Source organism: Streptomyces sp. NBC_01016, from assembly GCF_026341035.1.
Lineage (GTDB): Bacteria > Actinomycetota > Actinomycetes > Streptomycetales > Streptomycetaceae > Streptomyces.
In genome coordinates this window covers 2,058,547-2,080,923 of record NZ_JAPEOQ010000002.1, presented here as the reverse complement: position 1 = coordinate 2,080,923, position 22,377 = coordinate 2,058,547, and the positions used below count along the sequence as shown (strand labels likewise).

General features: G+C 70.9%; 17 protein-coding genes and 1 pseudogene. 9 read left to right on the top strand and 9 right to left on the bottom strand.

Annotation, left to right across the window (positions count from 1 at the left end):
• Positions 1–474 precede the first annotated feature (474 nt).
• Together OG746_RS36210 and OG746_RS36205 are read left to right on the top strand one after the other, a co-directional pair.
• Complete coding sequence (locus tag OG746_RS36210; RefSeq protein WP_266722499.1) at positions 475–891, top strand: BlaI/MecI/CopY family transcriptional regulator; 417 nt, start codon at positions 475–477, stop codon at positions 889–891.
• Between the two features lie 4 nt (positions 892–895).
• Complete coding sequence (locus tag OG746_RS36205) at positions 896–1,834, top strand: M56 family metallopeptidase (protein ID WP_266722497.1); 939 nt, start codon at positions 896–898, stop codon at positions 1,832–1,834.
• 52 nt (positions 1,835–1,886) lie between these two features.
• Here OG746_RS36205 and OG746_RS36200 read toward each other — a convergent pair whose 3' ends face one another.
• The 3 genes from OG746_RS36200 to OG746_RS36190 all read right to left on the bottom strand — a co-directional run bounded on the left by OG746_RS36200 (position 1,887) and on the right by OG746_RS36190 (position 4,804).
• The gene (locus OG746_RS36200; protein ID WP_266722495.1) at positions 1,887–2,342 is read right to left on the bottom strand and encodes a tellurite resistance TerB family protein; all 456 of its coding nucleotides are present in this window, start codon (positions 2,340–2,342) and stop codon (positions 1,887–1,889) included.
• A gap of 96 nt (positions 2,343–2,438) precedes the next feature.
• Positions 2,439–3,467 (bottom strand): hemolysin family protein, encoded by a 1,029-nt coding sequence (locus OG746_RS36195; RefSeq protein WP_266722493.1) that lies wholly within the window; start codon positions 3,465–3,467, stop codon positions 2,439–2,441.
• The gene (locus OG746_RS36190; RefSeq protein WP_266722491.1) at positions 3,464–4,804 is read right to left on the bottom strand and encodes a hemolysin family protein; all 1,341 of its coding nucleotides are present in this window, start codon (positions 4,802–4,804) and stop codon (positions 3,464–3,466) included. Before OG746_RS36190 ends, OG746_RS36195 begins: the two co-directional genes overlap by 4 nt.
• Positions 4,805–5,193: 389 nt before the next feature.
• On the opposite strand from OG746_RS36190, the gene OG746_RS36185 reads away from it, so the two are divergent.
• Both OG746_RS36185 and OG746_RS36180 read left to right on the top strand, forming a co-directional pair.
• Positions 5,194–6,210, top strand: a complete 1,017-nt coding sequence (locus tag OG746_RS36185) for a sporulation protein (RefSeq protein ID WP_266722489.1) — start codon at positions 5,194–5,196, stop codon at positions 6,208–6,210.
• 2 nt (positions 6,211–6,212) lie between these two features.
• Positions 6,213–6,443, top strand: a complete 231-nt coding sequence (locus OG746_RS36180) for a twin-arginine translocase TatA/TatE family subunit (protein ID WP_266722487.1) — start codon at positions 6,213–6,215, stop codon at positions 6,441–6,443.
• Between the two features lie 13 nt (positions 6,444–6,456).
• Here OG746_RS36180 and OG746_RS36175 read toward each other — a convergent pair whose 3' ends face one another.
• Positions 6,457–7,167, bottom strand: coding sequence for a response regulator (locus OG746_RS36175; RefSeq protein WP_266722485.1), 711 nt, complete (start codon positions 7,165–7,167; stop codon positions 6,457–6,459).
• On the bottom strand, positions 7,164–8,453 hold the full coding sequence (locus tag OG746_RS36170; RefSeq protein ID WP_266722483.1) for a sensor histidine kinase: 1,290 nt from the start codon (positions 8,451–8,453) through the stop codon (positions 7,164–7,166). The genes OG746_RS36175 and OG746_RS36170 overlap by 4 nt, the downstream gene beginning before the upstream one ends.
• Before the next feature lie 222 nt (positions 8,454–8,675).
• Between OG746_RS36170 and OG746_RS36165 the strand changes: the two genes are divergently transcribed.
• The 3 genes and pseudogenes from OG746_RS36165 to OG746_RS36155 form a co-directional block, all read left to right on the top strand.
• Positions 8,676–9,614 carry an ABC transporter ATP-binding protein gene (locus OG746_RS36165; RefSeq protein WP_266722481.1) on the top strand — a complete coding sequence of 313 codons (939 nt, stop codon included), beginning with the start codon at positions 8,676–8,678 and terminating at the stop codon, positions 9,612–9,614.
• On the top strand, positions 9,611–10,606 hold the full coding sequence (locus OG746_RS36160; protein WP_266722479.1) for an ABC-2 membrane transporter-related protein: 996 nt from the start codon (positions 9,611–9,613) through the stop codon (positions 10,604–10,606). The genes OG746_RS36165 and OG746_RS36160 overlap by 4 nt, the downstream gene beginning before the upstream one ends.
• Before the next feature lie 87 nt (positions 10,607–10,693).
• A pseudogene (locus OG746_RS36155) lies at positions 10,694–11,486 on the top strand (transposase); the annotation flags it as partial.
• 36 nt (positions 11,487–11,522) lie between these two features.
• Here the strand turns inward: OG746_RS36155 and OG746_RS36150 are convergent.
• The gene (locus tag OG746_RS36150) at positions 11,523–12,494 is read right to left on the bottom strand and encodes a LysR family transcriptional regulator (protein ID WP_266725643.1); all 972 of its coding nucleotides are present in this window, start codon (positions 12,492–12,494) and stop codon (positions 11,523–11,525) included.
• Positions 12,495–12,639: 145 nt separating this feature from the next.
• On the opposite strand from OG746_RS36150, the gene OG746_RS36145 reads away from it, so the two are divergent.
• Positions 12,640–14,091, top strand: coding sequence for an MFS transporter (locus tag OG746_RS36145; protein ID WP_266722477.1), 1,452 nt, complete (start codon positions 12,640–12,642; stop codon positions 14,089–14,091).
• A 613-nt stretch (positions 14,092–14,704) separates the two neighbouring features.
• The gene (locus tag OG746_RS36140; protein ID WP_266722475.1) at positions 14,705–15,043 is read left to right on the top strand and encodes an ArsR/SmtB family transcription factor; all 339 of its coding nucleotides are present in this window, start codon (positions 14,705–14,707) and stop codon (positions 15,041–15,043) included.
• 470 nt (positions 15,044–15,513) lie between these two features.
• Here OG746_RS36140 and OG746_RS36135 read toward each other — a convergent pair whose 3' ends face one another.
• The 3 genes from OG746_RS36135 to OG746_RS36125 form a co-directional block, all read right to left on the bottom strand.
• Positions 15,514–16,071, bottom strand: coding sequence for a GrpB family protein (locus OG746_RS36135; protein WP_266722474.1), 558 nt, complete (start codon positions 16,069–16,071; stop codon positions 15,514–15,516).
• A 271-nt stretch (positions 16,072–16,342) separates the two neighbouring features.
• Positions 16,343–17,407: a PucR family transcriptional regulator gene (locus tag OG746_RS36130; protein WP_266722473.1), complete on the bottom strand. Its 1,065-nt coding sequence runs from the start codon at positions 17,405–17,407 to the stop codon at positions 16,343–16,345.
• A 110-nt stretch (positions 17,408–17,517) separates the two neighbouring features.
• Complete coding sequence (locus OG746_RS36125; protein ID WP_266722471.1) at positions 17,518–22,374, bottom strand: DNA repair ATPase; 4,857 nt, start codon at positions 22,372–22,374, stop codon at positions 17,518–17,520.
• Positions 22,375–22,377 lie beyond the last annotated feature (3 nt).

The window sequence follows — 22,377 nt, the reverse complement described above, 5'->3', positions numbered from 1 at the left end:
CCGCCTCGGCGACGACGCACACGATGCGTCCCGCGCACGAGAGGAGGCCGACCCACCGGCCGGACCACGGACCGGACCACGGACCGGACCACGGGCACGGATGTATTCGGCGTACTCGGCTGCGGCCCGCGAGGCAATCAACTCGCGCTCCCTCAGGGCGTCTTCGTGCAGACGCTCCCGGCGCTCCCCCGACACGGCTGCGAACTCCGGCGCGGCCAGCGCCTGTTCCAGCAACTCGCCGAAGACCGACACCCGCTCCGCCCGCATGAATCCACCTTGACGTCCCCGCACTCCCGCCCCCAGCCGCAAGTCGAAACAGAGAAGAGGGGCAACCGCAGTCGACGTGCGTAGGCCTGTCGGCTCCCCACCCTTGAATCTACATTGATGTAGAAGATTGGCGGCGCTGGGGAAATCCAGGCTCATGAGCCACGATGATGAGCACACCCAGCCACCGCGGCGACCAGGAGGAGCAGCGTGCCGGACTCAGACCGTCGGCCCCAGCGACGCGCCCAAGGCGAGCTGGAGACACAAGTCCTGGCCGCGTTGCACGCGGCCGATGCCCCGGCGACCGCGGGGTGGGTGCGCGACCGGGTCGGCGGCGATCTCGCGTACACCACGGTGATGACGATCCTGGCCCGGCTGCACGCCAAGGATGCGGTCGCCCGCCGACGGGAGGGCCGGTCGTTCTTGTGGACACCCACGTCCGACGAGGCCGGGCTCGCCGCCCTGAAGATGCGCAAGGTGCTGGACGCCGAGCCGGACCGGGAAGCGGTGCTGGCCAGCTTCCTCACGTCCCTGCCCGAGGGCGACGAGCAGGTGCTGCGCGACCTGCTGCGTCGCGTCGACGAAGAGGACCACGCCGACAAGGCCGACGGGGAAGGCGCGGTCTGAGCCCGTGGGCGTCTTCGTCTTCCTGCCGCTCGTCCTGCCGTTAACGGCGTGGCCGGTGGCCCGGCTCGCCACCCACCGGCTCCCTCCTCGCACCGCGACCCGGCTCCTGACCTGCGTGGCCGCCGTGATGGCGGTCTGCAGCACGCTGTGCCTGACACTCCTGATGGTGGTCGGCACGGCTCAACTGCCGGGCAATCCCCTGCCGGACGGCTGGTCGGACCCCGAGGTGCGGGCCGCCGTGCCGCAGGACCAGATCGCCGGCAAGGCGGCCATCCCGGCGCTGGCCGCCGTCGTCGCCGCGTGCGGGCGCACGCTGTGGCGGCACTTCGCACTGCGCCGCCGCGCTCACGAGGCACTCGCCGGCCTGCCGGACACCGAGGTCGTGGTGCTGCCCGACGCCCAGCCGTACGCGTATGCCCTGCCCGGTAGCCGGTCGACACGCGGACGGGTCGTCGTCAGCACCGCGCTGCTCGACCGGCTACGCTCCGCCGAGCGGCGGGCGGTGTTCGCGCACGAGCGCAGTCACCTGACGGCCCGACACCACCGCCATCTGCTCGCGGTGCGTCTCGCCGCTCGCGCCAACCCGTTTCTGCGTCCGCTGAGTTCGGCCGTGGCCTATACGGCGGAGCGGTGGGCCGACGAGGAGGCCGCTACGCGGGTGGGAGACCGCAGGACGGTCGCACGGGCCATCGGCACGGTGGCGCTGTCCGGTGGCGCGGTGCGCGAGCCGGTCTTCGCCTCCCTCGCCGCGCCGGGCCCCGTACCCCGCCGGGTGGCGGCGCTGCTCGCGGGGCCGCCACGTGCATCCGTACGACCGAGGGTGTTCACCACCGTGGGACTCGCCACGTGGACGGCCGGAGCCGGAACGGCGGCCTCCGCCATGGCCTCGGCGAACTCCGCGCTGACCCTGGCGACCGTCCTCCACGCGGCGACGCCGATGTGACCAGGCCCAAGGCGGCAGCGCCCGCCGCCCTGGGCCCGGCCGGCCCGGAGGACTACAGGTCGAACTCCTGCGGCGGCAGCCCCAGCATCTGGCACGCCTCGCGCACGACGCCCTGCTCCGTCTTGTCGAAGTCGCCGTCCGCGCCACCGATGACGATGCCGATCTGGATCACGGCGCGCGCCTCGGCCTCCTTCTTCTTCGCCTTGGCGACCTCCTGCAACACGCTGACCTTGCCGAAGTCGAAGTCGGCGGTGAGCTTGTTCAGGTTGTCGTCGAAGCGCCGCTGGAGGTCGGCGGCGTCGAAGTTCTGCAGTACCTCGTTGCTCGTGATGAGCTCCGCCACGCGACGCCGCTCGGACGGATCGATCGTGCCGTCGGCCGCGGCGACCAGCGCGCACATCGCCATCGAAGCATCGCGGAACGCACCGGACTTGAGGTCGTTCTTCTTCGCCACGAGCTGCGTCTGCATCGTCGACGCGGATTCCTTGATGCGGTCCCACAGGGCCACGCGTACTCCTACGGTTGAGGTGTCCTACCGAGCTTCAACTTCTACAGCAATGTAGAAATTTACGGCAGACGCCCAGAGTTCCGCCCCACTTACCGCTCACCCGATCGTGGCCGGTGCGGCGGGCCCCACGAGTTCGGTCAACACGTCCTCCATCGTCACGAATCCGATCACCGTCCCCTTGTCGCCGGTGACCGCGGCGAGGTGACTGCCCTGCGCGCGTAGCGCGGTGAGGGTGTCGTCGAGCGGGGTGTCGAGGCGGACCCGGGTGAGCGGGTGCAGGCCCGTGCGGGGGAAGGGCAGGTCACGGTCGGCGATGCCGAGGGTGTCCTTGATGTGGAGATAGCCGAGCAGCTCCCCGTCCGCGCCGGTGACCGGGAAGCGGGAGAACCCGGCGTCGGCGGCGGCCCGTTCCAGTTCGGCGGGGGTGGTGGCGTCCGTGACCGTACGCATCTTCTGCGCGGGCACCACGATCTCGCCGACCGGGCGGGTGCCCAGCTCCAGGGCGTCTCGCAGCCGTTCACCGTCGGCGGGCGAGAGGAGGCCCGCCTCGCTGGAGTCGAGCACCATGCGGGCGAGTTGGTCATCAGTGAAGACGGACTCGACCTCGTCCTTCGGCTCGACGCGCAGCGACCTCAGCAGTGTGTTGGCGAAGGCGTTGATGCCGAAGATCACCGGCTTGAGGGCGCGGGTGAGGGCGACCAAGAGCGGGCCGAGCAGCAGGGCGGTGCGCACGGGCGCGGCGAGCGCGATGTTCTTGGGCACCATCTCGCCGAGCAGCATGTGGGCGTACGTCGCCGCGGTCAGGGCGATCACGAAGGAGATCGGGTGGACCAGGGCGTGCGGCACGTGTGCCGCCTCGAAGCCAGGCTCCAGCAGATGGGCGATGGCGGGTTCGGCGACGGCGCCGAGCACCAACGACGAGACCGTGATGCCCAGTTGGGCGGTGGCCAGCATGGCGCTGATGTGTTCCAGGGCCCACAGCGTGGAGCGGGCCCGCTTGCTGCCCTCCTGGGCACGCGGTTCGATCTGGCTGCGGCGCACAGAGATCAGGGAGAACTCCGCGCCGACGAAGAAGGCGTTGGTGAGCAGCGTCAGTACGCCGATGGCGAGTTGCAGGGCGGTCATCGGGCCTCCTCCATCAACTCGGCCGGCTCGGCGGCGGGCGCCGGTTCGGTGATGCGGACGCGGTCGGCGCGGTGGTGCTCGATGTCCAGGACGGTCAGCTCCCAGCCATCCAGATCGACGCTGTCACCCTGGATCGGGATGCGTGTCAGGTACGTGGCGATGAGTCCCGCCACGGTCTCGTACGGGCCTTCGGGCGCCGTCAGCCCTATCGCGGTGAGCTGGTCGATGCGGACACCGCCGTCGGCCTCCCACGCGGCGCGCCCGTCCGGGCCCGCCGGGGCGGGCTGCAGGTCGGGCGTCTCGACCGGGTCGTGCTCGTCACGCACCTCGCCGACGACCTCCTCCACGATGTCCTCGACGGTCGCCACGCCCGCTGTCCCGCCGTACTCGTCGATGACGACGGCCATGGTGCGGGTCTCGCGCAGCCGCTCCAAGAGCCGGTCGGCGGGAAGGCTGTCGGGGACCAGCAGGGGCGCGGTGGCCAGCTCGGTGACCTGGGTGAGCTGTCGCCTCTCCGGGGGCAGCGCGAGGACGTCGCGAATGTGGACGGTGCCGACGACCTCATCGAGGCTGTCCCGGTAAACAGGGAAGCGCGAAAGCCCGGTGACATAGGTGAGGTTGGCGGCATCGACGGCCGTCGCGTGCGCCTCCAGGGCCTGGACATCGACGCGGGGCGTCATGACGTTCTCCGCGGTCAGCTCGCTCAAGTGCAGGGTGCGCACGAACAATTCGGCCGAGTCGGCCTCCAGCGCCCCTTCGGCGGCGGAGTGCCGGGCGAGCGCAACGAGCTCCTCCGGGCTGCGCGCGGACGCCAGCTCCTCGGCGGGCTCCAGGCCGAAGCGGCGCACGAAGCGGTTCGCCGTGTTGTTCAGGTGCCGGATGAACGGCCCGAACGCGGCAGTGAACCCGCGCTGCGGACCGGCCACCACCTTGGCCACGGCCACCGGGCGGGAGATCGCCCAGTTCTTCGGCACCAGCTCGCCGACCACCATGAGGATCACCGTGGACAGGACGACACCGAGCACACTCGCCACCGACGAGGCGGCGCCGCCGAGACCGATCGCCTCCAGCGGTCCGCGCAGCAGCGCGGCCAGCGACGGCTCGGCAAGCATGCCGATCACCAGAGAGGTGACGGTGATGCCCAACTGGGCCCCGGACAGCTGGAACGTCAGAGTGCGGACCGCCTTCAGGGCGCCGTCCGCACCCCGCTCCCCCGCCTGCGCCGCACGCTCCAGGTCGGCACGTTCCACGGTGGTCAGCGAGAACTCGGCCGCCACGAACAGGGCACAGGCGAGCGTGAGAAGCAGCGCGAGAACGAGCAGCAGGACCTCGGTCACCACTCCACCTCCGCCCGCTGATCGGTCACGTCGAGCGGTCTGGGTGCAGCGGCACGAGGCCGGCTACTGGGAGGCTCACCCATCGCGGGCTGTGGCTCCTTCTCGTTCGGAGGATCGAGTGATCCTGATGTTTATCGGCGGGGACGGACCCCGTACCACCACGGTAAAAGCACAGCAAAACAAGCTCGTCAAGCGAGTGTCGAGACCTCGGGAGCGATCCTTTTCGGACGTTCCCGTCGCCGGACCGGCGACGGCACCCGCGGCGACCTCGCCACCCTTATGCTTCTACGCGACTGTAGAACGTGGAAGCCGGCACGGATGTTCCCGGCACCGGCACCACCCGCGTAACCCTCATGACCCTCGTACGTACAAAGGGAGTGAACGCCTCGATGGTGTTCAAGCGACTGCTCGGCTCACTCGGCGTGGGCGGCCCGACCGTCGACACTGTCCTCACCCCCGGGGCCTGCGCGCCCGGCGGATCCCTCTCCGGCCAGGTCCACCTCAAGGGCGGAACCGGCGACTTCGACATCGAGCACATCACGCTGGAACTCGTCGCACGCGTCGAGGCCGAGCACGAGGACGGCGAGAGCCACGGCGCCGTCACCTTCGACCGGTTCGTGGTCGGCGGCGGCTTCCGTCTGGTGGCGGGCGCCGAGCACAGCGTGCCGTTCACGGTGACGCTGCCGTGGGAGACACCGATCACCGAGCTGTACGGGCAGGGGCTCGGCATCGTCCTGGGCGTGCGCACCGAGCTGTCGGTGGCCGGCGCCAAGGACAAGGGCGACCTGGACCAGCTGGCCGTCGGCCCGCTGCCGGCACAGGAGGCGATCCTCGAAGCCTTTGGGCAGCTCGGCTTCGGCTTCAAGTCCGCCGACCTCGAATACGGCCACATCGGCGGCACCGGCCAGCAGCTCCCCTTCTACCAAGAGATCGAGCTGGCACCTGCCCCGCAGTATGCCCACGCGGTCAATGAGATCGAACTGACCTTCCTCGCCACCCCCGCCGGCATGGAGGTGGTCCTGGAGGCCGACAAGCGCGGCGGCCTCTTCTCCGACGGACACGACGCGGTCACCCGCTTCACCGTCGGCCACGACGCCATCCACCACCAGGACTGGAACGCGCTCGTCGACGGCTGGGTCCGCCAACTCGTCGAGCACCGCTCGGCGTACGGCACGCACGCCGGATACGGACAGGACTACGGCCACGGGCACGGCTACGGCCACCACGACGATCACCACCACCACGACAGCGGCCACCGCTCCGGCCCCGGCATGGGCACGACCGTCGCGGCGGGCGCGGCAGGACTCGCGGTCGGCGTCGTCGGGGGCATGGTGGCCGCCGAGGTCGTCGACGAGGTCGGGGACTTCTTCGAAGGGGACGACGAGGACGAGGGCGGCGAGGACTGACCATGTTCGGACTCAGCGAGATAGCCGTCATCCTGATCGTGATCGCCATCGTGGTCGGCGTGAAGAAACTGCCCGAACTCACCCGCAGCGCGGGCAAGTCGGCCCGCATCCTCAAGGCGGAGGCCAGGGCCTTGAAGGAGCAGGACGGACAGAGCACCGATGCTCCGGCACCCCGCGTCGTCCCGGGGGAGACGATCCCGCCACGGGACGATCAGGGGACACCGCGTCAGTGACACCGCCCTCCTGTCAGCCCTGGCGCGCCTCGCCCGTAGGACTCGGTCCGGCCGAGACCAGTCCCGTCTCGTAGGCCGTCACCACCGCCTGCACACGGTCGCGGAGCTGGAGCTTGGCGAGGATGCGGGAGACGTGCGTCTTGACGGTGGTCTCGGACAGGTGGAGGCGGGCGGCGAGTTCGGAGTTGCTCAGGCCCTGGGCGAGCAGGCGCAGGACGTCGAGTTCGCGCGGGGTCAGGGCGGACAGGCCGGGATGCGGCGCGGTGGGCTCCGCCTCGGGTGCCTGGCGGGCATGGCGTTCGACGAGGCGGCGGGTGATGGCCGGGGCGAGGAGTGCGTCGCCGGTGCGGACGAGGCGGACGGCGGCGACGAGGTGTTCCGGGGTGACGTCCTTGAGGAGGAAACCGCTGGCGCCGGCCGACAGCGCCTCGTAGACGAGGTCGTCGAGGTCGAAGGTGGTCAGCATGATCACACGGGGTGCCGTGGCCGCGTCAGGGAACTCGCGCAGGATGCGGCGGGTGGCCTCCAGACCGTCGAGTTCGGGCATCCGGATGTCCATGAGGACCACGTCAGGGCGAGTGCGGAGCACGGCGTCCACCGCCTCGGCGCCGTGAGCCGCCTCGGCGACCACGTCGATGCCGTCGGCCTTGAGGATCATGCGGAAGCCGGTGCGGACGAGCGCCTGGTCGTCGGCGACCACGACACGCAGCGGGTGGTGCGTCACAATGCCTCCAGGGGGATCGTGGCGGCGATCCGGAAGCCGCCGTCAGGTCTCGGTCCGGCGTCGAGTGTTCCGCCGTAGACCGAGATTCTCTCCCGCAGTCCCATCAGCCCATGACCCCCGCCGGCAGCGTCCGCACCCGGTGTGCCGCCGGTGTCGGTGACGTCTATGCGCAGGGCGTCGGGCTCGTAGGCGAGCGTCACGGTCGCCGTCGCGCCCCGTGCGTGCTTCGTGGTGTTGGTCAGCGCCTCCTGGACCACGCGGTAGACGGCGAGGCCGATGCCGGAGGAGACCGGGCGGCGGGTGCCGGTCGCCGTCATCTCGACGCTCAGGCCCGCCTCGCGCACCCGCCCGACGAGCGCGTCGAGTTGGTCCAGGCCGGGTTGCGGGGCAAGCCCCTCGGCGGGCGCCGTGCGGCCCGCAGGAACAGCGGGATCGGAGGGATCGTCGGCGGCGTTCATGGTGAGCAGTCCCATGGTGTGCCGCAGCTCGGCCATGGCCGAGCGGCCGCCCGCTTCCACGGCCAGGAGTGCCTCGCGGGCCATCTCGGGCTCGGCGTCCATGACCTTCCGCGCGGCGCCGGCCTGGATGACCATCATGGAGACGTTGTGGGTGACCACGTCGTGCAGTTCGCGGGCGATCCGGGCCCGCTCGCGCTCGGCGGCGCGGCGCAACTCCTCGGCCCGCTCGCGCTCCAGCGCCGCCATGCGTTCCTGGCGCGCGTCGGCACGCAGCCGCCACTGCCGCATGCCGTCCGCGACGATGGTGAGCGGCAGCAGGATGAGCAGCGGCACGTACTCATTCTGGATGGTGGGCACGTCCGGCGTCCTGGCGCCGTTCAGGACGAGCAGCGCCACGGCGACGCTCGCCAGGGTCAGGATCCGGTACGGGCTGTGCATGACGGCGGAGTACGTCGCGACCAGCGTGGCGTAGAGGATCATCCGCGCTTCGCTGCCCGGCGCCATCAGCACCGCGGCGATCACCACCCAGAGCACGGCCAGCGGGTAACGGCGGCGCAGGGCCAGCGGCAGGGAGCACAGAAGCATCGGCGCCAGCGCGCCGACGTAGTTCCCGGACCCCTCGACCAGGCGCACCGTGCCATCGACGATCTTGTACGTGCGGTCCATGCCGACGCTCAGGCCGGAGTTGACCGCGGCGATCACGGCGAACAGGGCGAAGGCCCCGTCGAGGATCAGGTCACGTCTGGTGGGCCGGGGCAAGGGACCCGTCGGCCGCCGCAGCGCCGCGAACCCGTCCCGCAGGCGGTCCGCCGCCGATGCGTTCGTCACCCACCGATTGTCACAGGCAGCACAGGCCGGCGGCGTCCTCCCTTCAGACCGTGGTCGCGCGCTCGCGTACTTCGCTCGTCTACATCTGACGGAGGACGCCGGCCGGGGTCCTCCGCGCGCAGGAGCGGAAAGGGTCCGAGCGCCGGACGCGCTCATCCGCCGTCCGCTCATAGCGTCCAGCGGTGCCGGTCACACGGATCGGCCCGCCGAGGAGGCTGCCGCATGACCCCCACGACCGACCCGCCTGCCGCACCTGTCGCGCTGAGAGCCCGGGGCCTGGGCAAGAAATACCGACAGCAATGGGCACTGTCGGACTGCAGCCTGGATGTCCCCGCGGGCCGCATCGTCGGCCTGGTAGGCCCCAACGGGGCTGGAAAATCAACCCTGTTGAACCTCGCCTCCGGCATGCTCGCCCCGACCACAGGCACCATCGAGGTCTGCGGCGGCCGCCCGGCCACCGGCCCGGCGCAACTCGCCAAGGTCGGTTTCGTCGCCCAGGACACCCCCACGTACGCGGGCCTGACCGTCGCCGACCACCTCGAGGTCGGCGCCCGCCTCAACCCCAGCTGGGACGCCACCCTGGCCCGCGACCGGATCCGCCGCATCGGCCTCGACCCCGGCCGGCGGGCCGGACGCCTGTCCGGCGGGCAGCGCGCCCAGCTCGCCCTCACTCTCGGCCTCGCCAAACGCCCCGAACTCCTCGTCCTCGACGAGCCCGTCGCCGCCCTGGACCCGCTGGCCCGCCGCGAGTTCCTCGACGACCTCACGGACGCGATCGCCGGACAGGAGATGACCGTCCTACTCTCCTCCCACCTCGTCTCCGACGTGGAGCGGGTCTGCGACCACGTGATCGTGCTCGTGGACTCACGGGTCCAAGTCAGCGCCGACATCGACGACTTGCTGGCCGGTCACCACCGGCTCACCGGCCCGGCCGACACCGCGGCCGACCTACCGGCCGGACACCACGTCGTCTCGACATCCCGCACCGACGCACGGACCACCCTCGTCGTACGCGCCACGACGCCGCCCGCCGGCGATGACTCCTGGACAGCCGGCCCGCTCCCCCTCGAAGACATCGTCCTGGCCTACATCGGCAGTCGGACGCCCCCCACCACCGAACCGGGCTCCCGCCCCGCCGCCGACCTGGAGACCCACCGATGATCTGGCTGACCTGGCGCCAACTGCGCACGCAGGCAACGGCGGTCATCGCCGCGCTGGCCGCCCTCGCCGCCCTCCTCGCCGCGACCGGCCCCCACCTGGCCGGCCTGCACACCACCGCCGGCCGCGGCCTCGTCCAGCAGCTCTCCCCCACCGACACCACCCTCTACTTCGTCGGCGGCGTGACCGTCCTCCTCGTGCCCGCCCTCATCGGCATGTTCTGGGGCGCCCCGCTCGTCTCCCGCGAACTGGAGACGGGCACCCACCGCCTCGCCTGGAACCAGGGCGTCACCCGCACCCGCTGGCTGGTCACCAAACTCACCCTCACCGGTCTGACCGCGGTCGCCGCCACCGCGCTGATCAGCCTCGCGGTCACCTGGTGGAGCAGCCCCGTCGACCAGGCGGTCGCCGCGGGCGGATCCGACAACACGGACAACTTCGTCCCCCGCATCGACCCGGCGATCTTCAGCGCCCGCGGCATCGTCCCGCTCGGCTACGCCGCCTTCGCCTTCGCCCTCGGCGTCCTCTTCGGCATCGTCATCCGCCGCACACTCCCCGCCATGGCCGCCACGCTGGCGACATACACCGCGGCCCTGTTGTCCATGCCGATGTGGATCCGCGAGCACCTGGCCCCCGCCACCACCATCACCGTCCCCTTCACCCACGACCGCATGGCGAACTACCTCCTCGACTCCGTCTCCCACATCGACACCGGCAAGCCCGACGTCTGGGTCACCGCCGAGCAGACCCTCGACGCCACCGGCCACCCGGCCCACGCCATGCCACCCGCATACACCCACTGCGAATCGATCAAGTCATGCATCGACGCCCTGGCCAAGGCCGGCTACCACCAACGCGTCACCTACCAGGCCGCCGACAACTTCTGGCCCCTGCAGTGGGCAGAGATCGGCGTCTTCCTCGGCCTCGCCGTCGGACTCGGTGTGCTGGGCGTCTGGTGGACGCGAAAGCGGCTGCTGAAGGTGAGTGTCCAATGAACGGCCCTGTCTCACCTTCGGCGGTGACGCAGAGTTGGCAGGGTCGTGGACAGTCACGTGCTGGATGTCAACGAGCTTGTGGATGTGATGTTTTCGGGACTATCGCCGCTGACCATCGAGGATGTGATCGAGTAGGGCGAGCGGATCCTTCGCGGAAGGTGTGGCGGCAGCCGCGGGTGGGACACAGCAGCCGTCGCACCCGAACGCGGACTACAGCGCGCCGACCGCAGGCGCCCGGGGTACTGGAGCGATTCCAGCGCCGCACCGCTCGCTCTGCGCACCCTGTTGCGCATCCCCTGCCCACCGGACGAATACCCCGTGTGATCGGCGTCGACGACTTCGCGCTGCGCCGGCGGCACCGTTATGCCACCGTCGTGATCGACGCCGAGACCCACGAGCGGATCGACGTGCTGCCCGACCGCACGGCCGACACCCTGCTCGACCAGGGCGTGGGCCTGCTCGAATGTGCCCGCCGTCTGCAACTGGCCCTGAACACCGTCAGACGCTACGCGCGCCGATCGGCCCGAGCGGATACTCCGCGTCCCCAAGTACCGTGCCCAGCTTGGCCGATCCCTACCGTGAGCACCTGTGCAAACGCCGGGCCGAGGCCCCCGCCATCCCCGTCCTGCATCTCTTCGAAGAGATCAAGGCACTCGGCTTCACGGGCTGCCTCAATCTCCTGCACAAGTACATCCACCAAGGCCGCGCGGACGCCGACCGCAGCCACATCTCCGCCCGCCGGCTCGCCCGGATGCTGCTCACCGGGCCCGCCAACCTCAAGGCCGGGCAACACGACCTCTTGGCCAAACTCATCGCCTTCTGCATCGAGATGACCGAACTGGCCACTTGTGTCAGGGACTTCGCCCCACTCTTGAAGCCCGCCGCGGGACAGGGCCGTTAACTTGACACTCCCCGGTCAGGCTCGCTCGGAGGCCATTTCCCTGAAGGCCGAGCGCGCGGTATCGAGGAACGCCGCGACGCTGGGTCGTAGTTCAGCTCGGCGAAGCCAGGTCATCGTGACTGCGGTCTGCGAGGCGCTTCCCGTCAGCGGGATCGCGGCCACCTCGCCCCGAGCGGCGGGTCCGGCCGCGGCGATCTCGGGCAGCAGGGCGCTGCCCATGCCCGCAGCTGCGCACTGGCCGAGCGCGGCCATGCTCGCGACTTGGGTGTCGATGACCGGTGCATCCACGCCGAGTGTGTGGATCAAGCTGTCGAGCATCTCCCGGAATCCACAGCCCTGTGGAGTGGCGAGGAATGACTCTCCGCGCAGGTCACCGCCACCGACCTGGGCGTACGAGGCGAGTCGGTGGCCAATGGGCATGACCACCATCAGCCGGTCCGTGGCAAGGCTCTCGCTCACGAAGGGCTTGTCGTCGGGTGCCTGGCCGAAGGTGAGCGCGACATCGATCTCGCCGCGCCGGACCCATTCGTAGAGCTCACCGCGGCCACCCTCGCGCAGCGTCACTTGAACGCGCGGGTGGTTCTGGCGGTAGCGGGCGAGGATCGCCGGCAGCCGGTGCGCGCAGAGTGTCTCCAGGCCGCCGACCATCAGCTGGCCACCGGGTTCCTGACCCTCGTCCTCGACAGCGGTGCGCGCCTCCTGCACGAGGAGCAGCATCTGGTCCGCGTAGTCGACGAGCCGTTCGCCGGCCGGGGTCAGCGTCAGCTTGCGGCTCGTGCGGTCGAAGAGCTTGACCGAGAGCTCGGACTCCAGGGCCTGGATCTGCTCGGTAACACTCGACTGCGCGTAGTTCAGCTCTGCCGCTGCGCGGGTGAAGTTGAGCGTGCGCGCCACAGTCCGGAACGTCCGCAGGTGACGCAGTTCCACAGGCCCTGCCTTTCCGATCCGCTCCGTCGAGGGTCGATCGGCTCCGCCGATGCTCGCCATCGGAAGCGCCCGCTTCTGCAACTGACCGCGCACTGCCAGGATTCCAACTATCGCCCCCTGCTCACAACCGGTCCCGGCGATATGTCGTGCTGCCTGCAGCGGCATTCATCCCGGTATCTCCCCGTACCTTCCTGGGAGGACAGCCATGTCAAGCCAGTCAACCCGCCCGATCGACACCTCCCGGCCGTCTCCCGGGGCCCCGCCCGGCACAGCCTCCGCCGCATCGAAGTCGAAGGGGCTCCTGCTTCTTGGACTCTCGCTCGGCTACTTCATGGTCATGCTGGACACCACCGTGGTCACGGTGGCACTGCCGGCCATCGGTGAAGACCTGTCCGGTTCGCTCAGCGGACTGCAGTGGGTCTCCAACGGATACACGCTCACCTTCGCAGCCCTGCTGCTCACCGCCGGCGCGCTGTCCGACCGCTACGGCGGCCGCAAGGTTTTCCTCACCGGCCTGTGGCTGTTCGCGATCCTCTCCGGAGCATCGGCCGCGGTCGGCTCCATGGAAGCCCTGATCGCCCTGCGCGCCCTGCTCGGTGTGGCCGGGGCCCTGCTCCTGCCGACGTCGCTCGCGATCATCGCGCACGCCTACACCGACCCGGCGGCCCGCGCTCGGGCCATGGGCGCCTGGGCCGCGATCAGCGGCACCGCGCTGGCGGCCGGGCCGCTGGTCGGCGGAGTCTTCACCGACACGCTCGGCTGGCAGGCCATCTTCCTGCTCAACGTCCCGGTCGCGCTCATCAGCATCGTCCTCACGATGAAGTACGCCCCGGTCAGCGTCCCCAAGGCGTCCAAGGGCATCGACCTGCCCGGCCAGGTCAGCGCCGTCCTGGCGCTCGCCGGTCTGACGTACGGCCTCATCGAGAGCGAACCCGAGGGCTGGGGCTCGCCCCAGGTGCTCGGCGGATTCGCGGTGTTCGTGGTCGCCGGTGCGCTCTTCCTGCTCGCCGAGCGGCGCAAGGAGACCGAGACCAGCGCCCCGATGCTGCCGCTGGCCATGTTCCGCAACCGGACCCTGTCCGCGGGGCTCTTTGCCGGACTCCTGGTGAACTTCGGGCTCTCGGGCGTGCTCTTCGTCCTCTCCCTCTTCTTCCAAGAGGCGCACGGCTACTCGGCCTTCACCACCGGCCTCGCCTTCCTGCCGCTCACCCTGCCGACCGCGTTCAACCCGATCTTCACGGGCCGGCTCGTGGGCCGGATCGGCGCCCGCAAGCCCGCCATCGCCGGCTTCCTGCTCATGGGTGTCGGCGTACTGATCCAGTCCGCCTCCACCGCGGACTCCACTCTCGGGCTCATCACGATGTGCATCGGCCTGCTGGTTCTGGGCTTCGGCGTCTCCTTCGCGATCCCGCCACTGATGACCGCGATCGTGGGCTCGGTCGCCAAGGAGCAGTCCGGTATCGCCTCCGGCGCGCTGAACTCGGCGCGTCAGACCGGCGCCGTGCTGGGTGTCGCCGTGCTCGGCGCGGTGATCGGTGGCGGGACGTCGGTCAGTTCCGGTACCCGGATCGCACTCGTGGTGGCCGGCGTCGTACTGCTTGCCGGAGCCGGTGTGGTGGCCGCCTACATCGGCCGCCCCGCTCAAAAGTCCGCCTGACTGACGGCCGGCCCGACCAAGAGAGACAGCCGGGCCGGCCGGAAGCGAACCAGAAGGAAGCGGACTGGAAGAAGTGCTCGGGTCGTCTCCCGGAGAGCAGTGACGCGGCGCGGCCCTTGTTGACCGCATCGCTCCGCGAGACGGCGCCGAGTTTACCGAAGATGCTGCGCAGGCGGTCAGGTCGAGCACCTTTCGCTCCCGCTCTGTGAGCCGTGCATCGTCGCCCTGCCGCCCCGTGGGGAGCAGCGCCTCAGGGGGAACGGCGAGGAACACCCTCTTGCGGCTCTCACGGCGGGTACGCACCGTGGCGACAGGCTCAAGGCCGGACACGGTTCTGGAGAGGAAACGTCAGGCCCACGGTACGTGTGTCCTCAGCCCGGCAGTGGCCGTTCGCGTGTGCTCGGCCACGATGTCAGGCGTCACTCAGGTCAGAGGGTCATGAAGGGCGAGTGCTCGACGAGCAGGAGTCTGCGAATGCATTCGCGCAGGCGTGACAGAGACCGGCGGGGTGGTGACGTTGATGCGGGCACAACTCCCCCAGGGGTAAGGTACGCAGAGTGGCGTACCTCCGTGAAGGTACGCACAGAGGCGTACCTTGTCGAGGGGTGGAGCTATGGCAGACGAGTTGGCGCACCCGCGCACCGAGGGCCTGGAGGTGGGGCCGATTCTGCTGGCGCTCGCCGACGACAACCGGCGCCGGGTCATCGCTGAACTTGCGAAGCAGCCGGAGCAGGAGCGGCTGTGCGCATCCTTCGACCTGCCCGTGGGCAAGTCCAGCCGCACCCGGCACTGGCGGGTGCTGCGCGAAGCGGGCCTGGTGTACCAGCGCAGTGCAGGAAACGGCCTGTACATGCGCCTGCGCAGGGAAGACCTGGACCGCAGATTTCCCGGCCTCATCGAAGCCGTCATTGCTGCGGACGCCAGCGACTCGCCCCTTCATCCCCGGCCGTGAAGAGAACCTGGCGGCGAGTGGACGCTCCGCGACTTGGCCGAGCACCTGGGCAGCTCAAATCTGTGACCGGCGGCCGCAGTCACCGAACAGCACGGCAAGCACGAGGCCACCTCGACCCCATGTGATCCCGATGAGTTTCTGCAGTGGTTCGGGAGGCCTGGCCGACGAAGGCGTGGCCGAGGTCTTCGACACGATGGCACCAAGGCAGATAGCCCGGGGACGAGCTCAGCACCCGCAGCACGCGTAACGTCCGTATCACCCACTCTGCTGTATCCAGTCGCTGGAGACTCAAGGCCATTCCCCAACCGGGCCCCGCCCGAGACGTCTACCGAGTCGCTGAAGCATGCGTCGCGTGCTCCCCGCTGGCCTCCAAGATGAAACGGGCACGTCTTGCATGTGCCGGGCGGGCGATGGCAGCGGCATGCGACGCCACCGAGGGGGCTTCAGCAAGGCAAGTTCGGTTCCCGGGCTCAAGCGCCTGGCGTCCAGCCTGTGGCTCTCGCCCAGGCTTCGGCCCGCTCGCTGATCTCGGCGATCAGCGAGCCCTTGGCCGCCGCATAGGCGTTCATGTCGGGCCAGTCCTGCTCGGCCAGGTGCTGCTTGTGCCGGGCGTAGGCCGCACGGTCGGCCGCGTCCCTCCGCAGCCAGTCGCGGAACAGCAGGTGACGGCGCTCCCACTCGCTTCCGGCCGTGCAGATGTGCACCTGGACGCCCAGGTCAGGGGTGCGCACCATGCGGTGCCCGGGCTGGCGCACGCGCAGGACGTATCCGACCCTCTCCAAGGCCGGAAGATAGGCGTCCTCGCCATCGGCGTCCGGCACACTCAGGTCGATGTCGATGATGGGCTTGGCGACCAGCCCGGGCACGGCCGTCGAACCGACGTGGTCGACCCGCCGGACCACCGGGCCCACCGCGTCGACGATGCGTCGCCGTTCCCGCTCGAACGCGACCGGCCATGCCGGGTCGTAGGCGACAACCCGGATCTCGCGCTTCTCCTGGCCGCCTATCAACTCAGTCTGATCGCCCATGACTCCATTACAGCTCAGCGGAATGACGGTCTGTCCCCCGCGGTCCATACGAACTCGCAGGCGGCCTTCAGCTACGAGCCCTTGGGCTCAATCATCCAGGCACCTGCCCGTGGTCGTCAGGGCCTGCCGGGTCCGACGCAGGGGCAGGGCCGGCATCATGTCGAACCCAATCGAACTCCTGGCGCGGCGCCCGGTCGACGCGGCGCGGCTCAGCACGATGGCACACAGCCGGATCTCCGCATGCCGCCCGTGTACCGCAGCCCCGGATGCGTCACAGTTCCTGGTTCGGCCAGTCCAGGAGACGGGCGCCGATGACGGCGGTCTGGAGCGTGTAGCGGTGCACGGGGTCGGCGGGGTCCGCGCCGGTGAGGTCGTGGATGCGTTGGAGCCGGTATGTGAACGCGCGCACGCTCAGTGACAGCCGGCGGGCGGCCTCGGCGGCGACGCAGCCGGAGTCGAAGTAGGCGGTGAGGGTGTCCAGGAGGGGCCGGGCCCCGCCGCGGGCCCGGCGCAGCGGGCCGAGCGCGCTGACGACGAGGTCGGCCATCGCCTGCCGGTCACGGGTGAGAACCGGGAAGACGAGCAGGTCAGCGGCGCGCAGCACCGGTTCGTCGAGTTCGAGGCGCTCGGCCAGGTCGAGGACGTTCAGCGCCTCTTCGTAGGAGTGGGCGACACCGCCCGGACCCGCCTGGGCGCGGCCGATGGCCACCTGCCCGCCGTCGGTGGCCGCGTGCGCCTGCTTGGCGAAGTAGGTGAGGACCTCGCCCAGGTCGCCGGGCGCCACGCAGATCAGGCGGCCGTCCTTCGTCGTGAGCAGGACGTCGCGATCGCCGAACCGGCCGATCATGGCGCGTTCCACGGCGCGCGGCACCGGGTCCCCCTCCTCGTACGCTTCCCGGCCGACGGCCACGGCGACCGCGTGCGCGAGGGAGAGCCGCAACCCGAACCGTTCGGCGCGCTCGGCGAGTTGACCGAGGTCGCTGCGCCCGTAGAGCAGGTCGTCGATGAACTCGCGGCGGGCCGCCTCCTCCTGGCGCAGGGTGTCGCGCTGGGCGCGCTCGTAGCCCTCGATGAACGCGTCCACGGCCTGGGCGCTCGCAGCGAGGACGGCCTGGGCCCCGGCGCCGCGGTCCAGTTCGCCCGTGCACAGCGTCGTCAGCTGGGCTCCGATGAGCGCGCGCAGTCCGAGGCCGGCGTCCGCGGCGCGCTCGCCGAGGAGGCGACGTGACTCGAGCTCGTCGCGGGTCAGCCGCCGGCCGGTCGCGGAGGCCTCGGCGACGATGGCGGCGTGCCCGGTCAGGTACTCCTCGGGTATGTCCCGGGCTGTCGTCGTCATGCTCGCCCCCGTGATGGTGATGTGCGCTTGACGCATTCTTAGCGCACGGGTGGCCCGCGCATCCCACTGGGACTGTTCCCGGTTGCCGGGTTCCGGCAGTGGGCGGCTGGTCACGGTCGCTGGGCGTGGCGGGCGGCCGGGTGGACGGAGGCGTGTCGTGGGTCGGTGGCGCGGGTGATGGCGGATTCCACGGCCGCCACCCGGTCGGCGAGCAGGCCGAGGGCGGCCACGGCGCGGGCCGCCGGGTCGCCCTCGGGGCCGCCGAGGGTGCGGGTGCGCACATGTGCCGCCTTGATCTCGTCCCAGCGGGCGGCCTGGCCGGGGGTGATGGTGCCGCGCAGTGCGGCGAGTTTGAGGAGGTTGGCCTCGGCTCCGGTGGTGAGGGTCTGGGCTTCGTTGAGGTAGTGGTCGTCGACGAGGGCGGCGAGTTCGGTGTAGTTCATGGCGGGGTCGATCCGGGCGGCGATCTTGTTCATGTCGCGGTAGGAGCCCTGGAGCCGGAAGGGCGGTTCGGTGCGGGTGGCCGGGTCCTGGGCGGCGGAGGCGATGTAGGCGACGTTGACCGCGAGGACGGTGGCGCGGGCCGCCAGCAGGTGGCGCAGGACGGTAACGACGCGGTCGCATTCGGCGGGTGCGTAGGGGTGGGTGAGCTGTTCGGGGCGTGCCGTGGGGTCGTGCTGGGCGAGGCGGAGCAACAGGTCGAGGTCGGTGCGTTCGCGGGCGGCGAGCGGTGCGAGGTGGGGGTTGGCGGTGAGCGCGTTTTCGACGAAGGAGGCGGCGAAGGCGTCCTCCTTGCCGGTGAGGACGTCGCCGAGGTTCCATACGTCGGCGCGGTTGGCGAGCATGTCGGGGATGCGGAAGCGGGCGCCGGACTCGGTGTACGGGTTGCCGGCCATGCACACGGCGAAGCGCTTGCCGCGCAGGTCGTATGTGCGCGGGGTGCCGTTCCACACGCCGTCCATGCGGCGTTGCGCGTCGCACAGGGCGATGAACTTCTGCAGGAGTTCGGGCGAGGTGTGCTGGATGTCGTCGAGGTACAGCAGCACGTTGTTGCCCGCTTCGAGGGCGAAGTTGACCTTGTCGATCTCCTGGCGCGCGGTGGCGTTCGGGGCGTCGGCGGGGTCGAGGGAGGTGACGGTGTGGCCGAGGGCCGGTCCGTCGGCCTTGACGAGGATCATGCCGAGCCGGTCGGCGACGTACTCCATCAGGGTCGTCTTGCCGTAGCCGGGCGGCGAGACGAGCAGCAACAGGCCGCCCGCCGTGCCGAGTTGTTTGCTGAGGTTGTCGCCGATGAGCGGCAGGTACACCTCGTCGACGAGGCGGCTGCGGACGAACGTGGGCAGGACGCGCGGGCAGTGCTCGTCCAGGCGCAGCCGCTCGCGTTCGGTGGCTGCCAGCTCGGTCCGCAGCCGCTGGTGGGCGCGGAAGCCGGGCACGGTGTGCGTGCGGAACTCGGCGGTGCGGGCGAGGAGTTCGTCGAGCCGGAAGGTGAGGCGGCCCGCGTCGATGCGCGGGTGGGTACCGAGCAGGCCCTCGACGGTGGCGGTGAGGCCGGCCGGGTTCTCGTGCCGTTCGAGCCCCGGGCAGAGCTCCGCGGCCACGGCCTCGGGCAGGTCGTCGGCACCCTCTCCCGCCGAGGCGGCGTACGCGGTCAGCCACGCCTCGACGAGCTGGCGGCGGGCCGGGACGTCCGTGATGGCGGCCAGATCGTCCTCGTAGGCCGAACTGTCCACGGTGTGGCGGAACTTTTCGAGGAAGACCCAGGTGCGCGAGGAGAGGACGAACCCGGCGGGTGCGCTGCTGAGTTCGTCGAAGAGGTACGCGGCGGCGGCCGGGTCGCCGTCCATGCGGGCGGCGAGCTCGGCTCGGAAGTCGTCGATGGCGGGGGCGAGTCCGAAGGTGTCGCGGGCACGGGCCAGCGAGGTGGCGCGGCGGGTCAGCAGCTCCCGCTCCTCATCCGGCACGTGGTGACACCAGAAGAGCTGGGCCGTGGCGCGGGCCGCCGGGGTGTGTCGCAGCAGTCCGGCGGTCGTGTGCAGCCGGAGCAGCGCGGTGAGGAGGAGTGTGGCGTCGTGGTCGTGGACGCCGCGCTCGTACCCCTCGTCGTACGCGTCCTCGGCCGCGGTGCGCACGAGTGCGGGCAGGTCGTCCGCGGCGAGCAGGGCTTCGGCGCCGCGGTCGGCGAGCAGGCGGGCGGCGAGGTGCTCGGCCCGGTAGACGGCACGGTTCTCGGAGGCGAGGTGCTGGTCCCAGTAGGGGCGGGTGGCGGCGAAGTCCGGGTCGGTGACCGGGGCGCGGAAGTCGGTGCCGGTGACCGCGAAGGCCATGCCGTCGCCGTGAGGGACGAGGGTCAGGTCGAGGGGCTGGGTGTTGACGGCGAAGCGGTGCCGGCCGAGGCGCAGCGTGTCACCGCCGTCCGCGTACAGCTCGGTACGGTCGCGCAGGGTGCGGGCGGCCTCCTGGCGTGCGCCGGTGAGCCGGCCGGTGAGTTCGTCGGCCCGCACCTGGTCGCCGAGCTCGCGCAGTTCGGCGATGACGCGGTCGACCTTGGCGACCAGCGGGTCGGCGGCGAAGTAGGTGTGGATGTCCTCGGCCGTCGTGAGCGTCGCGGCGCGGCGGGTGACGGAGTCGAGGACACGTCCGGCCGACTCGGCGAGGCGGTCGGTGCGGTGGGCGCGTTCGTCGGTGAGGCTCTGTTTGCGGGCGGTGAACGCTTCGTGGATCTCGGTGCGCCGGGTGTCGAGGTCGTCGAGGAAGGCGTCGGACTCGGCGAACCGGCCCTGGAGGTCCTCCAGTTGGAGCAGCAGGCGGGCCAGCTGGTCGTCGCAGGCTCCAGGGGTGGTGGCCGCGGCGAGGGCTCCGGTGACGGACTGGCCGAGCAGCGCGAACTCTGCGGCGAACTCGGCGCGGCCCTCGCGTTCGGCCAGTGCACGGCGGCGCGTGTCGAGGACGGCTCGGGCCCTGTTGACGCCGGCCAGCGCCTCGGCGATGTGCTCCAGGACGGCGGCGCGGACGGTGGCGTCGGCAACGTCGAGGCCGGCGACGACCTCGGTGACCGTCCGCAGCTGCTCGTCCAGCGCGTACAGGCGCTCCTGTGGTGCGGTGAACTCGGCGACGGTGGCCAGGGTTTCGGCCTGTCCGGCCAGTTCCTCGATGGTGTGGTGGTGGGTAGCGAAGGCGTCCGGGCGGGCGAGGAAGGTGACGGCGCGCCGGCCCGCGGCGGCGATGTCACCGGCCAGGCCCTCGACGAGCGTGTCGAGGCGTGCGGCGTCGATGTACCGCGATTCCTTCAGTGACACCAACCGGCCCTGGGAGTGCCGCAGTTCGGTGATGCGCTCGACCCACTCGGGTGCGGAGCGCGGCACTTCGCCGCGGATGCGCCGGACGAGCCCGGCGATGTGTTCGGCGGACTCGGCGAGCGTGTCGTTCGCTTGCCGGGTGAGGTCGCGTACGGCCTCGAACTCGGTGAGCATCTGCTCGGCCGTCGCGCGCACGGCGGCCAACGGGCTTCCCAGAGCGCCGAGTTCGGTGTCGCCAAGCCAGTGGTGGCGGTCGGCGGCACGGGCGCACCCCGCGGCGAGCTCCCGGTAGGCGGCAGCCGTCGGCTCTTCGACGGTGGCGGCGACGGTGCGGGCCACGGCCAGGCAGTCGGAGATGCCCCGCACCAGGTCGGCGTTGCCCACGCGCGCCAGCGGCCCCTCGCCGGCCGGGCGCGCGGCGGCGTGGGAATCGGAGACGTACGGGGAGTCCCAGCGTTGCAGCGGGTGCACGCGGGCCGGTTCCACGGCGGCGCCCGCCCCGGCGGCGGAGCGCAGCACGAAGAGGGCGCCGTCGTCGAACAACGCGAACCCCTGGCAGGGAATCGGCGTGGCGAACTCCTTGCGGATGACGTTGTACGCGAGCAGCAGGCCGCGGCGGGCGCCTGGCGCGTGGAAGACGTGGAGGACGTCCTCGCCGTTGGGTGAGCGGACGGTGCGCTCGTAGGCCAGTCCGCCCACGTCGAGCGCGTCGAAGGTCCTGGCCTCGCCTGTGGCCAGGCAGTATCCGCCGGGGAAGACGATGCCCTGGTCCTCGGGCAGGGTGCGGCAGGCCTGGCCGATGCCGTCGAGGCGGACGGTGCGTCCAGTGAGGGTGTTGAAGACGAGGTAGCGGTCGTCGCTCTCCTTGTAGGGGCGCACGCGCAGCAGGATCAGGGGGCCGACGCGGGCGTGCGCGAGGTCGGCTTCGGCCAGCGACTGCAGCGGCTCGTCGACCGGTTCGCTGTAGACACCCTCGCCGGTCTCGGTGTCGTTCTCGGTCTTGACGGTGAGGGTGCCGCCGAGCGTGTCGACGTAGATCTCGCCGCCGGGCACGGCGATGTGCGGGTGACGGCCGGGAACGTGGTCGTCGCGGGTGGCCGCGGTCCACGCGATGTCGTACGCGGGCGGCAGGACGTGGTCGCGGTCGCCGCGCGCGTCGAGGAACGTGGCTCGGCCGTCGACGTCGAGCGTCCAGCGCAGCACCCGGATGTCGTCGGCCTTCTCGCCGGTCTGGAAGACGGCCAGCAACTTGCCGTCCAGGAAGCGCAGTTGCAGCAGGGTGGCGGCGCGGTAGTAGCGGTGCAGGGCCGCGAATTCTCGTACGAAGCCGGGGTCGTCGAGCAGGCCGGGCACCGCCGGCTCCGGCAGCGCCGCCAGGCTGCGCCGGTCGTGCAGTGTGAACACGTCGGCCACGGCGCTCGGCTCGCCGTCGCCGAGCGGTGTCGTACGGCCGAACAGCAGGACGTCGCCGACCGCGACGATGTCGCCGGCCACGGCGGGCCGCTCGGTGCGCAGGTGCTCCGTGCCGGTGAGGGCGAAGCCGGTGGCGCCGAAGGCCGCCGTGCGCCGCTCGTTCAGCTCGGCGGCACGCTCGGACAGCTGCCGGGCCTGTCCGGCGAGCCGGTCGCGCAGGACGTCGTACGTGCCTGCGTCCAGACCCGTTTCCATGGG

Coding starts and splice junctions, on each gene's coding strand:
- OG746_RS36195 (WP_266722493.1), bottom strand. CDS start 3,467: ATGACCGCCCTGCAACTCGCCATCGGCGTACTGACGCTGCTCACCAAC.
- OG746_RS36185 (WP_266722489.1), top strand. CDS start 5,194: ATGGTGTTCAAGCGACTGCTCGGCTCACTCGGCGTGGGCGGCCCGACC.
- OG746_RS36180 (WP_266722487.1), top strand. CDS start 6,213: ATGTTCGGACTCAGCGAGATAGCCGTCATCCTGATCGTGATCGCCATC.
- OG746_RS36165 (WP_266722481.1), top strand. CDS start 8,676: ATGACCCCCACGACCGACCCGCCTGCCGCACCTGTCGCGCTGAGAGCC.
- OG746_RS36160 (WP_266722479.1), top strand. CDS start 9,611: ATGATCTGGCTGACCTGGCGCCAACTGCGCACGCAGGCAACGGCGGTC.
- OG746_RS36150 (WP_266725643.1), bottom strand. CDS start 12,494: ATGGCGAGCATCGGCGGAGCCGATCGACCCTCGACGGAGCGGATCGGA.
- OG746_RS36145 (WP_266722477.1), top strand. CDS start 12,640: ATGTCAAGCCAGTCAACCCGCCCGATCGACACCTCCCGGCCGTCTCCC.
- OG746_RS36140 (WP_266722475.1), top strand. CDS start 14,705: ATGGCAGACGAGTTGGCGCACCCGCGCACCGAGGGCCTGGAGGTGGGG.
- OG746_RS36135 (WP_266722474.1), bottom strand. CDS start 16,071: ATGGGCGATCAGACTGAGTTGATAGGCGGCCAGGAGAAGCGCGAGATC.
- OG746_RS36130 (WP_266722473.1), bottom strand. CDS start 17,407: ATGACGACGACAGCCCGGGACATACCCGAGGAGTACCTGACCGGGCAC.
- OG746_RS36125 (WP_266722471.1), bottom strand. CDS start 22,374: ATGGAAACGGGTCTGGACGCAGGCACGTACGACGTCCTGCGCGACCGG.